Source organism: Longinema margulisiae (genome assembly GCF_025266855.1).
GTDB lineage: Bacteria > Spirochaetota > Brevinematia > Brevinematales > Thermospiraceae > Thermospira.
In genome coordinates this window covers 1-14539 of sequence record NZ_CP053071.1, presented here as the reverse complement: position 1 = coordinate 14539, position 14539 = coordinate 1, and the positions used below count along the sequence as shown (strand labels likewise).

Here is a 14539-nt window from a genome sequence, read left to right as displayed (position 1 = left end):
TTATGAAGAAATGCAAGCCCTTTTTTCATATTTTTTGAGGATTTTTTCAATATGGGAGAGGAAACGTTTGTCCTGGCGTTCGATGGCAAGGGGGGTGAGAGAAACATAGCCTGCATCGACCACACTCATATCGGTTCCATCTTCAGGGACAAAGTGAGGCCATTCTCCTTCAATGATAACATAATTTTTCTCTTCTTGAGAGGCCACTCTCACGGTATCCCGATAAATTCGTTTACCAAGATGGGTAATCCTGAGACCACGATATGCCGGCGTGTGAGGGAAATTGATATTGAGGAGAAGACCTGGCTGAAGGATATCTTTATCAAAACAGGCCAAAAGACCTGCAAAAAGTTCTGCTGCCTGCCGGAAATAGAGAGGATTTTCCCACTCATTGAGAGAGAGAGCCACAGCGGGGAGACCATTAAGAGCCGCCTCCCGTGCTCCGGCTACGGTTCCCGAATAGAAAATATCCTCACCCATGTTTGGACCGTGGTTGATACCGGAGACGACAAGATCGAATTTCACATCCCGAAAGAAATGAATGAGACCTGTTTTGACACAATCAGCCGGTGTGCCATCTACAGCATAGGCTTTTTCTCCTACCTGTCGGAATTCCAGCGGCTGAAAAAGGGTGATAGCATGTCCTGTTCCACTCTGCTGGGAGAGAGGAGCACAGAGATACACCTCGTGAGAAAGGGATAACACCTCGGCCAAGGTGTTTATGCCCTGAGCCTGGTATCCATCGTCGTTGGTGAGAAGAAGTTTCATCGAGCCCCCTCTTTTCTTTCACGCAGGCTATGAAAATTCGCGGTAAAGGGAATCTCAAGACGGGCGACGGTGGTGTCATTTGAGGTATTGCCAATACGGAAGTAGGCTGGATCTACCCCAATCCCTTTGAGAAGCATCACAATCAGGGCAATTCCCATGCCGGCTCCCTCAAGTTCATCTCCCTGTTCGATGTAATAAGTGGCAATATCCTCATATTGCATGGCTTTTTTGAGCTTATCCCTCAGACGTTTGTTTTCAAGATCCGTCATACGGGCATGGTTGAATACCTCAATCCTTACCCCGTCCTCACTATACTCAAAGCGAATCTCTACCCAGTATCCACGGTTTTTCAGAGCGGGAAGATGCTCTGCATAGGAAGCCTCGTTGAGATAGTTTCTGAAGGAGATCATCCCCTGGACATACGCCTCTTCATTATTGATATCAAGGTGGCTATCCTCAAAGAGAACCCTTTTGAGATTGGCTTTGGTGGCATTGATCATGAGTTCTTTGACACAGGTGTAAATAACCCCTACCATCTCTCCATGGCCATAATAGGAAAACACATAGTTGGTAGCCTCTTCCACCCGTCTTTCTACGTCCTCATTGAGCACATAGAACCGGAGTTTGAAGGGCTGTTTCTGCTCGACAATCTCGGCAATGGTATGGGAAAAGAGTTCCATTTCCATACTATCCCCCTATTCTCTGGCATTTCTATAGTGGAGGGTAAACGGCACCTCAATTCTGGCAAAGGTCTGATCATCAAGGGTGGTTCCTATACGAAAGAGTGCCGGGTCAAGTTCCATTCCTTTGAGAAGCATCACAATGAGCGCAATTCCCATACCCGCCCCTTCCATCTCATCTCCCTGTTCAAGATAAAACTCGGCTAAACTTTCATACTGCATGGCTTTCTTGAGTTTCTCTCTCAGACGACGGTTTTCAATGGGGGCCATACAGGCGTTATTGATAACCTCAATTTTGACCCCATCAGGGGAATGGTTCAGACGAACCGTTACCCAGAAATTCTTTTCTTTCAACTGGGGGAGAAAGGTATGATAACTCTTTTCTGCTAAAAGATTTCGAAAGGCAAGCATTCCTTCAAGATAGTGATTCTCGTTGTGGATATCAAGATGATTCATCTCAAAAAGAACCCGCTTGAGGTTTGCCTTGGTGGCATTGATCATCAGTTCCTTCACACAGGTATAAATTACCCCTGTGTATTCCTGACGGTTATAAAACTCGAAAACGGTATGAAGGGCTGTTTCTACTTTTCTTTCGATATCCTCGTTGATGACATAGAACTTCAAACTGAAGGGCTGTCCCTTCTCCAAAAGACCTCGAACAACGGTGGCAAACTCTTTATCCATTGGGAGTCTCCTTGAGAGGATAGGTCATGAGTTTCGTATATCGTGCCCCCCGTGGATGGAGTTCACTCTGATAGAGATGAAAGGCATCGATGTGGACTTCCTTTGCCGGTATGCTTACTGTCTGGAGAAGTTTTTTTTCCTCAAGCGAAAGGACTTTTTTGATACGGGCAAGGGTGAGATGGGGGTGAAAACCCCTTTCATCAGGGGAGAAACCTTCTGTCTTGAGGATATCCCAGAGATGGGTATAGAGATTTTGCATCTCTTCGTTTTCAGAAACACCGGCCCAGAATACCCGTGGACTTGCCCAATGGGGGAAAACCCCTGTTCCCCCTACCTTCAGGACGAAAGGAAAGGCTTTCACCTCGGCAAGCCTTTTTTGAAGAGAAAGGGCAAGAGAGGTTTCTACTTCTCCTAAAAAGGCAAGGGTGAGGTGCCACTGCTCTGGCGTGGTCCAGGAAAGGTCTTTGAGTTTTTGTTGGGGTGATCTCACAGCTTCGGCAAGAGTCTTTTTGGTGGATTCATCAATGTCGATAGCGATAAAGAGCCTCATTTTTTCTTCATCCCTATTTTTTGAATACGGCTACCCTTGACGTCAAGAATCGTGAACACAAGCCCATTGTATTCGATGGTCTCCCCTAAAGAAGGCACATAACCCTTTTCTCCCATCAAAAAGCCCCCGATGGTTTCAAAATTATCTTCGGGAATTTTTTGTTTGAAAACCTCGTTGAAACGACTGATAGCCATTTTGGGAGAAAGGATAACACTTTCATCCGGGAGAATCTCATACTCCTTTTCCGTCGTTTTGGTGTCAAATTCGTCTTCAATTTCTCCCACCAGTTCCTCTAAGATATCCTCAAGGGAGACAATACCCACCATCGTTCCAAATTCATCGACCACGATACCCAAATGAATATGGGTCTGACGAAATTCGGAGAGAAGCTGGGATACCTTTTTATTTTCGGATACAAAGATGGGTTTTCTTAAGATTTTCTTGAGAGAAAGTTCCTCGGATACCATCTGTCCCAGGAGATCCTTGGCATAGAGAACCCCTATAATATTAGATTACGTTTCCAACAGGAGACCTGAAAGAGAGAGAAAAGGATAAAGAAGTTACCCCTGGCTCAAAAGATTTTTGTCAACTGTAGTATACAGGGAACATTTTAGATAAACAAGTTTTTTCTGGGGAAAGTACCCTTTTTAGGCCATAAAACAGGGCAATAAGTACGTACCATCCCTATGTTTTATATCACATCCTGCCAGTAGACACCATCGATAGCCTCATCACGATTATAGTAGTAATGCAAACGCACAGCAAGAACATTGGTTGCCCCTTCTCTTTTCCATACCCCCACATCCATTCTCTGGTTTATGGTTCGCATCAGCCGTTCTGCCCTTGAGGTTGTTCTTGGCAAACCATCTTCACTGTCACAGGCGAACATGTCTTTTTGAGCACGAAGAAGATAATAAAAACAATGTTTGCGCCCTTTTTCGTGAAATAAGTCAAGAAGATTCTGAATATGCTGTCTGCGCTCGCTTTGATAACCAAGTCTTGTTTGCCAGTCATTTTTGTACCCCAAGAAACAGGCTTTCCCTGTTTCAGCGACAATATTTGTCCACTCAGAAGAACGATATCTCACTCTATCAAGACGAAGAAAATACTTCAATTGATAACTTACATGCCACAAACATCGTTGAAAAACGATACCGGGATGTTTGCCCTGGTTAATCCCTGTATCTCCATCGACAACAAGAAAAAACCGAGAAAAAGAGTGTTTTTCTTGAATGGGCTTAAGAAGTTTGTCCCAACCTGCATGGTAATTATCCACAAGAAGGCCTGCTATTCTTGTATTTTTTCCTGTCAATGGGGAGGCTTGTTGCCTCTCCTGCAAAAGAATTTTAGCTTCTTCTCCTTTTTTCTTGCCCTGAACAGGAATACCCGTCCCATCGGCTTCTCCACAGGGTTTTTCTTTTTCTGAGATACTGAAATGTATCTTTCTCCCAATATTTTGAAGGTTTTTCCAGAGGGTGCTAAGACCTATTTTATACCCTGTGAAGGAAAGAATACGAGCGGCCACTCGATAGGTGGTAAGAGCCCCGGCTAAAGCCACTCTGTAGATATCTTTCAGGATTTGCCTTTTTCGCTTTTCTACACCAAGAAGAGATCTTGTGAGAAAAAGTTTTCTTCCACACTTTTTGCATTGAATTTGGAGCTGAGGAAGAGTGATCTTTCCAAAGGGCATCAGAACAAAAACAGTGTTTTTTCCATGCTTTGTTTTCCATATGAAGTGATGTTTTTCTCCGCATGTACAGGTGATACGACCTTCTTTTATTTCTTTTTCTGCCACTTCTACAGAAATCTGATGAACAAATGACTCAAACACTCCTTTGATGGCCTGGAGAAAAACCACCACTAACGTCTCAAGTTTTGTGTCAGGGTAGTCGATAGTCAAAGTGAAGGTGAATTCTTTACGCATGGGTTCCTCCTTGTGTCCTATTATCGGCCAGGGAGGAACTTTTTTTGCTTTTCCTCATCTTCCCACTGCAGGTCTCCTGAAAAAAACGTTACCTAATATTATCCACGTGATTTTCGTACACAGGATAGCGAGAATACCCCTCTTTTCGGATAATATCCACAATCTCCTGAAAAGACGAGGCCGCATCAATCAGAATCACCTCTGAACGGGGGACCATGATAGAAGAAACGGTTAAATGATCAAGAAAGCGGTGGATTTCCCTGAGAAGTGTGTCTCTTGTCATTGAAGAGGATCCTCCTCGAGAGTGAACTTACCAAGTCCCTGGAAACGCGCCGAAAGGGTGAAAATTCCCTGCCGGAGAAAGGGTACAGTTCCCTGGAATTGAAAATTTCCTTCTTTGGACAAAAGACGATGAGATTTTCTGCCGAGTTTGGTTTCCATCTGCATCTCCACGGTAGCCAAAGGAAATGCCTTTTCCCTGTAGGCTGTATAGCTATACTGCTGGGAGATCGTATAACTTTCGGAAGAGCTTCCCACAAGCCGCTGAAAAAGGGTGGTATCCACGGTGATTTCCTGATTCTGGAAAAGGGCTGAGAAATTGGTGGCTTTTTCTTCTCCCTTTCCTGTGAGTTCATCCCACTGGGAGACATCCACAATCACCATATTGGCAAACCACTGGAGGGGGTAGAGGGGAAGATTCCGATAGTACACCGTGATCTTCCCTGTAGGTGTCATATACCATTCGTAAAAGGTGGCACTCAGGTAGTTGATGTAGCCGTAAATCCCTCCTGAGAGGCTTCTGTCGGCATTTTCTACGGTGACATCCTTGATCAGCATGTGAAAGAGATACTCTCCGTTGGTAAAGGCTACAGGGGTGAGATACAAAGCCCCGGTTATGATGATCGTTCCCTGATAACCGACAAGCCCGGCCTCAAGGGACATCTGGCTTTCGACTCGAAAACGATACCGAAGGGTTTGACCTATATCAAACCGGTAGAAAAAAGGCTCAAGTCGTCGGACCGCTTTCCCACATCCTGAGAAAAGCCCGAGAAGAATCCCACTACAGACGATAAGGAGCCATCTCTTTCTCATACCAGTCCTCAAAAACCTTTTCCACCTCATCGAGGGCTACCAGGTGCTTTTCCTCAGAACGACGGAGTTTGAGTTCCACCTTCTTTTCTTCGGTAAAGGATTTGCCAATGGTGATACGAATAGGAATACCAATCAGATCGGCATCCTTGAATTTCACCCCGGGTCGTTCATCCCTATCATCAAGCAGTATCTCAAAGTGTGTAGAAAGCTTCTGATACAGTTTTTCGGCGGCTTCAACGGTAGCGGGATCAGACATGTTAACGGGGACAATGATGCCATGGAAGGGGGCTATGCTCATTGGCCAAATAATACCATTGGCATCATGATTCTGTTCTATCACGCTGGCAATGGTACGACCCACACCAATACCATAACACCCCATAATTGGCGTAATACTCTGGCCATTTTTGTCCAGTACTCTGACGTTCATAGCCTCTGTGTATTTGTAGCCAAGTTTGAAGATATGTCCCACCTCAATACCCTTATAACTCTTGAGTTCCTGGCTACAGTAGGGACATTTTTCGCCTTCTTGGACCTCGTGGATATCAGCCACGACATCCCATGAGAAATCTCTTCCAGGGTTTATGTTTTTGAGATGATAGTCTTTTTTGTTAGCCCCGGAGATAGCATTGCGCAAGGGGGGGATAGATTCGTCAGCAATGATGCGCACCTTTTGCCTGAGACGAACAGGAGAGACGAATCCAATCGGAGCGCCGGTCACTTTTTCTACCTCTTCTTCTGTGGCCGGTTCAAGTTCAATACACCCTATGGCATGTTTGAGTTTGGTCTCATTGACCATGAAATCTCCGCGGATCAGCACCATCACTATCTCGTTTTCTGTGCGATAGACCAGGCTTTTGATAAACTTCTCGGCGGAAACCTTGAGAAAAGCCACCAGTTCTTCAATGGTCCGGATATTTGGGGTAGCGATTTCCTCAAGGGGAAGCATCTCTTCAGAAGAAGGAGAAAACTCTCGCTTTGCCTGAGCCCGTTCTACATTGGCCACATACCCACAACTCCGGCAATGGATGATAGTTTCTTCTCCCACAGAAGAAGGTACCATGAATTCTTCGGAGTTTGATCCACCCATATTTCCGGTATCTGCCTCCACAGGAATAACCTCAAGCCCGCATCGGGTGAAAATCCGTCTGTAAGCTTCTCTCATGGCCTGATAGTTTTTCTCAAGCCCGGCTTCGTCAATATCAAAGGAGTAGGCATCTTTCATGATGAATTCTCGACATCGCATCACCCCATATCGAGGACGGATCTCATCCCTGAATTTGGTATTTATCTGATAGAGATTGAGAGGGAGATCGCGATAGGACTGTACATTTTCTCTCACAATGTGGGTGAAAACCTCTTCATGAGTGGGACCAAGGACCATATCATTTTCGTGGCGATCCTGGAGTCTCATCATCTCCTTGCCCATGATGTCGTAACGTCCGGATTCTCTCCAGAGACTTGCCGGGATCAGAATAGGGGGAAGAAGCTCCTGAGCCCCGGCTCTATTCATCTCTTCGCGAATGATCTGAATAACCTTGAGAAGGACACGATGGCCAAGAGGCAAAAAGGTATAAAGTCCTGCATCCAGTTTTCGGATAATCCCTGCCCGCATCATGAGAATATGAGAGGCAATCTCTGCATCCTTGGGATCTTCTCGAAGTGTGGGAAGAAGCATCTGGCTTCGTCGCATGATTTCTCCTCCATAAAAAATTAAGGTACGATATTATAGCATAGGTGAAGGAAAAAAACAAAAAAGAGTATTGGAGAAATCTTTTTTCAGAAAACCGTTACCCTTCTCTTGACGTTGAAGGGGACTGCCTCGAAATGAGACCTTTGCATGAATGTGCAAAGGTCTCAAGAAAGTGATAAAAAAGCAAAAAGAGTATAAAAATATTTCCTTTCTATAATAAATAAGCCTATTTTTTGGATAAAAAAAGACAAATAGACCCTTGGAAACAGAAAAAGCGGGGTTTCAGGGGCGTAGCCCCTGACACAAACAAGGGAAGAAAATACCCGTGCAAAGGTCTCGAAATGGAAATTTTCTTTATTTTTCTTTACTTTTTCCAGATTTGTGTTATAATATGCTTGGGAGAAAAAGGAAGAAAACAAGGAGGGGTTTATGAGGATTGAGGATATTCTGCATAGCACGGTGGCGCTTGACAGGATTCAAAAGCAGAAACAGACGGAATCACGGGGGGTTTCAGCCCGTCTTCTGAAAACGTCTCAGGATGAGGTTGGTCTTCTTCGACAGACAGATGAAAAACTTCTTGCCATTCGTGATAGAGAGCAGAATTTTATGCGGCATGAGGTGGTGCTTTCTGGTTTAGAACTTCTCAAAAAGCGCGTGGCGGAGTTTTCTCGTACGGCTGTGGAACAGCGAAACTATGAGGCTTTTTCTCAGGAACTCCAGCAGATAGTGAGTGGCACCCGTTTTCAGGGAGAGACCCCGCTTGCCTATATGAGTGTGAAGGTCTCTGATGAGAAAACGCTCTATACCCTTTCTCAACAGATCGATCAGGAGATGACGGTTCATCAGAACAGGCTGAAACAGGAAAGAAAACAGATTGCCGCTTTTTTGGTCACGCAGGAAAATCAGGAGGCTCTGGGAGGAAAGTCTTCAGAGGCTTTGCTTGCAGAGGTGAAGGATGCCATGACGAAAGAGGGTATCTATCCTTTGCGAAGAGAGCATTCGTTTGCGCAGATTGTCAAAATACTCTAAAGATATGAGAGGAATATGGAGTGGTATCGTGCCTTTGATCCCACAGATGTGCGGGTTCTGGTCGTTGCTGAGATTGGTATTAATCATCTCGGGAGTGAGGAATATGCCCTGAGATTGATTGATGAGGCGGTGAAATGTGGTGCCGATGCGGTGAAGTTTCAGATTTATCGGACCACAGAATTTTATCATCCGGATTCTCCTGTGAGGGAAATCTTTGCGAAGTACGAACTTTCGTATGAGGCTTTTGGACGTCTCAGACAATATGCGGAGAAGAAGGGAGTTTTGTTTTTTGCTACTCCCTTAGACTTTTCTTCTCTTCGATGGATGATAAGCGAGAAGATTCCTGTGATCAAGGTAGCCAGTGCCGATATTACTTTTGAACCTTTTCTGCGAGAGATAGGGAATTATGTGAGAAGAGAGAAGGCCTATGCTATTCTTTCGACAGGCTTTGTGGGTCTTTCGGAGATTCAGAAAGCGGTGCGGTTTTTCCCAAAAGAAAGGTTGGGGCTTCTCTATTGTGTGTCTCGCTATCCTTCTGAGGCCGGGGATATGGATTTGGCGTTTATCAAAACCCTTTCTGAAAGGTTTCGTACCACGGTTGGGTTCTCGGACCATTCCTTGGAAACAGTATTCAGTGTAGCGGCTGTAGCCTTAGGGGCAAGAATCATCGAAAGGCATTTTACGGATAACGCTAAACTTCAGGAGGCGGATCACCCCGTGTCTCTTGATCCTGAAAGGTTTGGCAAAATGGTGGCAGAGATACGGCAACTTGAGGTGGCTATAGGATGCGGAAAGAAAAAAATCACGGATTTTGAGCAAAAGATTCGTCCCCTTTCGATGCGAGGTCTCTATGCGGCAAGGGATATTCACTCTGGTGAAATGATCACCGGGAGTGATGTGCTATGTGCCAGACCGGGTGAAGGGATTACGCTACGAAAGTATGATACCTATGTAGGAAAAAGGGCAAGAAAAGATTACAGGGCGTATGAGAAATTATGAACCACAGAAGACGGTTTCCGCTTACCGTCAAGGATGAACTTCTGGATTTCACGTTGACACGAAATGTCTGGTTCACGCTCAATAACCAGAATGGGCCTTTTTATCGTTTTGCCAGGAGTTTTGATAAGTATTCGCTTCGGGTGGGTATTGATCTCTGGGACAATCCTTTTTATGATTATGAGGCTTTGCCTGAACATTTGCCTGATGTGCTTACGTACCATGAAGGGGTGGTAAAGGTGGCTCGACGGAAAAAGGTGTATTATTATGTGGGGACGTGTGATGTACCGTTCAGACCGGTGGATATAGACCACTCCTTTCGGGTCAATGAGGGAGAGATTCTGCTTGCTTTAGATCAGCCACTTGAGAGGGAACTTCTTATCTCCCGGCCAAAAAAAGAATGTGAACTTGTGGCGGATGAGGCACTCAGTTTTCTCCAGAGGTATTTTCGGCGGAATTTTCGAGGGGTCTCTCTTCTTTATGTGATGCAGTTTTTACCAGCGGAAAAGTACACGTTTTTCATTCAATCATCCCTTGGGGCGGTTGGTCTTACTACCGAGATGTTCAAGAATAAACTCCTTGGCTATCAATGCGATGAACACTGGCATATTGAAACGGTGATTCACGAGGCTCTGGTGAATGCCATCACCTATGGGAGTCAGATGGACTATAGCAAGAAGATTTCTATCGCCTATGAGATTGGTCCTGAAGCACTACGGGTGTTTATTCAGGATCCGGGAGAGGGATTTGATGTACGAAGGCATGTACCCGTATCCCTTATTGACAATGAGACCATCACGGGACGGGGAATACGCCTGATGAAGCATCTCACATCGGCTTTGACCTATAATGCGAACGGGAATGCCCTTTCTCTGTTGTTTAATTTTCGGGAAAATTATACCTGATGAGGGAGACGAGTATGCTGCATTCTATACCACTTTCAGAACTTTCCTGGAATGTGTTTGAATGGATAGGGGAAAAATGGATGCTTGTCGTGGGAGGAACTCTTGAGTCCTATAATATGATGACGGCAAGCTGGGGTGGGGTTGGAGTGGTATGGAATGAACCCATGGCCTTTGTTTTTGTGCGGCCGAGTTGTTATACCCACGAGTTTTTGATGAAATATCCTTCGTTTACGCTTGTCTTTTTGCCTGAATCTCATCGAGATATTCTCGAAATCTGTGGGGCAAAATCTGGTCGAGAAATAGAAAAGATGCGTTTAGCGGGGCTTACCCCGTTTTCTCTGGAAGAGGGGGGAGTGGCTTTTGAGGAGGCGGAGATGGCGCTTTCCTGTACCACAGCCTGTCGGCAACCCATAGAACCTTCTTCTCTCTTGAGGGAGGACATCAGGCGGGCTTTTTATGCGCAGGGTGATTATCATGATCTTTTTATAGCCCGGATTGAAGGAGTGTGGAGGAGAAAATGAAAAAACATACCTATACCCTGATTTCCCTTGGAATTTTTGCAGGGCCTTTTCTTCTTTCGTTTCATCCGCTGGCTTTCTTTATTCAGTATCTCCCGGCCGTGTTCGCAAGTGTGGTTATCGTTGGGGGACTGTATATTGTGTGGGATATGTTAGCGGTCAAGTGGGGGCACTGGCGGTTTAACAACGAGTATGTGGGTGAGGTGAGATGGTTCGGGCTTCCACCGGGGGAGTGGCTTTTTTTTGTGGTGGTTCCGTATGCCTGTCTTTTTGTGTATGAAGTGAGTCGTGTTCTTTTTCCTGTGACGGAAGATATTCCTTCTCTGTGGTGGATTCAACTTGTTTTGGGGTTTCTATTTATGGTTCTTGCCTGGGTCTGGCGAAAACAGGGCTATACCCTTTTGGCTATGGGAAGTGTGGCTTTTTTCTGGTTTCTTTCTGCCTTTTTTTCTCCGGGGATCATCACTTCTTCGACGTTCTGGATTTTCATGGGGTTTTCTATGGTGGCTTTTGTGATTTTTGATGGGTTGTATGTGAATCTCCCAACGATTTTCTATAATGACACGGCAATATGGGGGATGAAGATTTTGCGTATTCCCCTTGAGGATTTCTTGTATAATTTTTCACTTTTAGGACTGGCTCTTGTCGTGTATCTCCAGTTCCGGTAGGAGGTTTGTCAGGTGGGGTGGCTGATTGGTCCGGGAATTTTTCTTCTCCTTGTTTTCGTCGTGATCAATGAGACCCTGTTCTGGGTACGCTGGTTAGCCAAGGGAAAGGGAAAGGTTTTTCTCCCTTCTCTTGAGATGCTTCATCCTTACAACACAAAAAGAGCGGTGCTTCTTCTTCATGAGTTTTCTGGTCTTCCCTTGTCGTTGGAGGAATTGGGGAAGAGGTTGTATGAAGAGGGATGGGATGTGTATATTCCAGCTATGCCAGAAACGGTGGCTACGAAAGAGTATCTTGGCACGCTGGAAGTAGGACCTTTGTACTTTCTCTGGTATGAGGAAGCAGAAAAAAGTCTTCAAAATCTTTTAGGAAAGTATGAGAAAGTCGCCGTAGGAGGGGCGAGTATTGGGGGAAGTATAGCCCTGCACCTTGCTTCTCTGTATGCGGTGAGGGCCGTTTTTGCTGTGGCGGCTCCTTATGGGCTTTTGGGCTGGCATTATTTTCGGCCTTTTTCGAGAAATCTTTTTCTTCTTCTCTCCGGATGGATTGGGCTTTTTTGTCCATGGTGGGAGGCAAAAAAAGTTCCCCCGTCCTCGTCTATTGAAAAACGTTATGGGATTGATGGGGTGATATGGGCGAGGGCTATTCATACTCAGAGAATAGGTCTTCGACAGATGAGAAAGCGTTTGGCTTTCGTCAAAGCTCCTTGTCTTTTGGTACAATCGAATAGGGATCGGACGGTGAATCCTTCGAGTATTTTTCATTTTATGAGGGCTCTGAAGGGGGCCCATCGAGAGGCTATCATTTTTGATATGCGTTGGGATAAGGAGAGTCGAAGGCATCTTCTTCTCAATCATGAGGGGGTGAAAGAGAGAGTCATGGAACTTATTATGGGGTTTTTGCGGAGGGTGGACAATGATTGAGACAGCAAGTCTTTTTCTGGTGGCTTTTGTGCTTGTTGTGCTGGCTTTAGATATGCTTGTGATGAATTTCAATCGAGTGACCTTGATAGCCGCTCTCTGGAATGGTACTTTAGCTCTCTATGCCCTTCTCTGGGGGCTCAAGCTGTATGTGGCTCAAAACAATAATATGGTGCTTTTGGGCTGGATTCAGAGAATACAGGATGTGCTCTGGGTTCATCAAGGGTGGATGGGCTGGCTTTTTGTGTTGTGGTTGACACAGGAGGAAAAGGCCTTTCCCCGTCGGGTGATTCCACTCATGGGTATCAGTCTTTTGTTTTCTGTTTTTGGCTTTTTTGGTGGTTTGTATGATTCTCTTTATCTTTATTCTCTTCCGACAAATTCTCGTAATGTGATGGTAGTCCCATCGGTTGGGAGAATACTCGCTCTTGTCTATACGGTGATTCTTTTTGTGTTTGCTGGTATAGAGGCTCTCATGAGGTATATGGCTGTGCCATACGCCTTTCAACAGCGACGGATTCGCTATCTTCTTGCAGGGAGTAGCGTGGCTCTTGTGGTGTTTCTTGCAGGGGAAGAAAAGGTGGCTTTTCTCTCAGTCAAGGCCTTATCTCTTCTGGTGTTGGGGGGAGTGGTCTTTTATGTAGCCAATACCTTTCGAACACTCAAACTCAGGGAAAAGGTGATACGGTTTGTCTCTTTAGCCCTTTTTGGGTTCTTTTTGATGGGATTGCCAGCGATGTTGTTTTATATCTTTCGTCGGTGGTTTATGGAACTGGCGGCGGAGGTGTTTTTATTTGTTTTTTCCGGGAGTATGGCTCTTTATTTCGTCTTTGCGGTCCTTTTGCTCACTTTTTTGAGAAAACTTTTTCAAAACCAGGCTCTCGAAGAAGAGAGGTTTCCCCTTTTGGTGAGGCATCTTGGTCAAAACAAGAGTCGAGATGAGTTTTATGAAGCTTTGGCTCTCTTTTTGAAGGATATGATGGAAAGGGATGTGGATATTGTAGAAAGGCACGGGGAGGAGTTTTTTGCTGTTTTTTCCACAAGAGGCCTGCGGGGAAAAATAGAGGTACCTTCTTCTCTTGTGAAGCATTTTGAGAGTGGCGAGGGATATTTTGACAGGGAACTTGTGCTTCATCAGAGACCATTTCGGCGTGATGTGGAGGTTTTTTTCAGGTATTTTGATGCAGCAAAGTGTGAGGCGGTACTTTCAGTGATGCGAGAGGGTCAGGTGGAGGTGCTTGTCCAGTTTGCGACGGTTGGTGATGAGGAGGGCTTTTCTCTTCGTGAGATAAAGGAACTCAGGGCCATTCTTCGGTTGATTGAGGTATTGTATCAGAATGTGATCTTTTTTGAGAAGGCAGAGGAGACGGAACAGACAGAGAGAGAACTCGCTTTGGCTTCGGAGATTCAGGAAACACTTTTTCAGCGGGAGATTCCAAAAGTTCGGGGGCTTGATATTGCTTTTTATCAGGAACCGGCAAAGTGGTTGAGCGGGGATTATCTGTGGCTTGAGGCAGTGTCTTCTCATGAACTTGGTTTTGTGGTGGCTGATGTTTCAGGCAAAGGGGTTTCTGCAGCGTTAATTACTATGATGATTCATAGTACGGTTCAGGGGTATCAGTTTGGATCGTCCACGGTCAATGCCCTTCTTCATCGGTTGAATACTATGCTTTCTCGAAAAAAACCGGAGCATGAATGGAGAACCCTGAGTTTTGCGACACTGTTTGCTGGTTTTGTGGACACGGAGATTCAGACGCTTTTTTTTAGTAATGCGGGGCATTATCCCCTTTTGGTATGGGACAGGGAAAAACGGGAGTTTATTGAGCTTTCTACACCGGGAAAGCCAGTTGGGCTTTTTGCTGAGGCGACGTATGTTACAGAAACCTATCGCTATGAGAGTGATCAGATCTTTGTGTTGTATTCTGATGGAATGACGGAGTGTATCAATCCAGCCGAGGAAGAATTTGGTATTCAACGTTTGAAGGCTCTTATTCAACGATATGATTATCTCTCTGCTGGGGAGATTCAGCAAAAGATCCTTGAAGAGATTCGGGATTTCACCGCCGGGGCTGAGATTTATGATGATATGACGCTTGTCGTTATCAAGACGTAGC

At 45.3% G+C, this 14539-nt stretch carries 16 protein-coding genes; 7 read left to right on the top strand and 9 right to left on the bottom strand.

The window, feature by feature from the left end; all coding sequences use genetic code 11:
• From surE to BREVNS_RS00040, 9 genes are all read right to left on the bottom strand, one after another.
• Positions 1-768 carry a 5'/3'-nucleotidase SurE gene (surE, locus tag BREVNS_RS00080; protein WP_483427043.1) on the bottom strand — a complete coding sequence of 256 codons (768 nt, stop codon included), beginning with the start codon at positions 766-768 and terminating at the stop codon, positions 1-3.
• Entirely contained in the window at positions 765-1454 is a 690-nt protein-coding gene (locus BREVNS_RS00075) for a histidine kinase (protein ID WP_483427042.1), read from the bottom strand. Before BREVNS_RS00075 ends, surE begins: the two co-directional genes overlap by 4 nt.
• A gap of 9 nt (positions 1455-1463) precedes the next feature.
• Entirely contained in the window at positions 1464-2132 is a 669-nt protein-coding gene (locus BREVNS_RS00070) for a hypothetical protein (RefSeq protein WP_483427041.1), read from the bottom strand.
• A complete protein-coding gene (gene thpR, locus BREVNS_RS00065; protein ID WP_483427040.1) occupies positions 2125-2682 on the bottom strand; it encodes an RNA 2',3'-cyclic phosphodiesterase in 558 nt (185 codons plus the stop codon). Before thpR ends, BREVNS_RS00070 begins: the two co-directional genes overlap by 8 nt.
• Entirely contained in the window at positions 2679-3149 is a 471-nt protein-coding gene (locus BREVNS_RS00060) for a transporter associated domain-containing protein (RefSeq protein ID WP_483427039.1), read from the bottom strand. The genes thpR and BREVNS_RS00060 overlap by 4 nt, the downstream gene beginning before the upstream one ends.
• Positions 3150-3373: 224 nt before the next feature.
• Positions 3374-4606 (bottom strand): hypothetical protein, encoded by a 1233-nt coding sequence (locus tag BREVNS_RS00055; protein ID WP_483426599.1) that lies wholly within the window; start codon positions 4604-4606, stop codon positions 3374-3376.
• An 88-nt stretch (positions 4607-4694) separates the two neighbouring features.
• Positions 4695-4889: a hypothetical protein gene (locus BREVNS_RS00050; protein WP_483427038.1), complete on the bottom strand. Its 195-nt coding sequence runs from the start codon at positions 4887-4889 to the stop codon at positions 4695-4697.
• Positions 4886-5698, bottom strand: coding sequence for a hypothetical protein (locus tag BREVNS_RS00045; protein WP_483427037.1), 813 nt, complete (start codon positions 5696-5698; stop codon positions 4886-4888). Before BREVNS_RS00045 ends, BREVNS_RS00050 begins: the two co-directional genes overlap by 4 nt.
• A complete protein-coding gene (locus tag BREVNS_RS00040) occupies positions 5667-7391 on the bottom strand; it encodes a proline--tRNA ligase (RefSeq protein WP_483427036.1) in 1725 nt (574 codons plus the stop codon). Before BREVNS_RS00040 ends, BREVNS_RS00045 begins: the two co-directional genes overlap by 32 nt.
• Positions 7392-7820: 429 nt before the next feature.
• On the opposite strand from BREVNS_RS00040, the gene BREVNS_RS00035 reads away from it, so the two are divergent.
• Genes BREVNS_RS00035 through BREVNS_RS00005 form a run of 7 tightly spaced genes read left to right on the top strand, consistent with a single transcriptional unit; the run spans position 7821 to position 14538 of the window.
• On the top strand, positions 7821-8420 hold the full coding sequence (locus BREVNS_RS00035; protein ID WP_483427035.1) for a hypothetical protein: 600 nt from the start codon (positions 7821-7823) through the stop codon (positions 8418-8420).
• Between the two features lie 15 nt (positions 8421-8435).
• A complete protein-coding gene (locus BREVNS_RS00030) occupies positions 8436-9419 on the top strand; it encodes an N-acetylneuraminate synthase family protein (RefSeq protein WP_483427034.1) in 984 nt (327 codons plus the stop codon).
• The gene (locus tag BREVNS_RS00025; protein WP_483427033.1) at positions 9416-10321 is read left to right on the top strand and encodes an ATP-binding protein; all 906 of its coding nucleotides are present in this window, start codon (positions 9416-9418) and stop codon (positions 10319-10321) included. The genes BREVNS_RS00030 and BREVNS_RS00025 overlap by 4 nt, the downstream gene beginning before the upstream one ends.
• Before the next feature lie 14 nt (positions 10322-10335).
• Positions 10336-10842 (top strand): flavin reductase family protein, encoded by a 507-nt coding sequence (locus tag BREVNS_RS00020; RefSeq protein ID WP_483427032.1) that lies wholly within the window; start codon positions 10336-10338, stop codon positions 10840-10842.
• Positions 10839-11507, top strand: coding sequence for a lycopene cyclase domain-containing protein (locus BREVNS_RS00015; RefSeq protein ID WP_483427031.1), 669 nt, complete (start codon positions 10839-10841; stop codon positions 11505-11507). Before BREVNS_RS00020 ends, BREVNS_RS00015 begins: the two co-directional genes overlap by 4 nt.
• A 12-nt stretch (positions 11508-11519) precedes the next feature.
• A complete protein-coding gene (locus BREVNS_RS00010; protein WP_483427030.1) occupies positions 11520-12428 on the top strand; it encodes an alpha/beta hydrolase in 909 nt (302 codons plus the stop codon).
• Positions 12421-14538 (top strand): PP2C family protein-serine/threonine phosphatase, encoded by a 2118-nt coding sequence (locus BREVNS_RS00005; RefSeq protein WP_483427029.1) that lies wholly within the window; start codon positions 12421-12423, stop codon positions 14536-14538. The genes BREVNS_RS00010 and BREVNS_RS00005 overlap by 8 nt, the downstream gene beginning before the upstream one ends.
• The last annotated feature ends 1 nt before the right edge of the window (position 14539 follow it).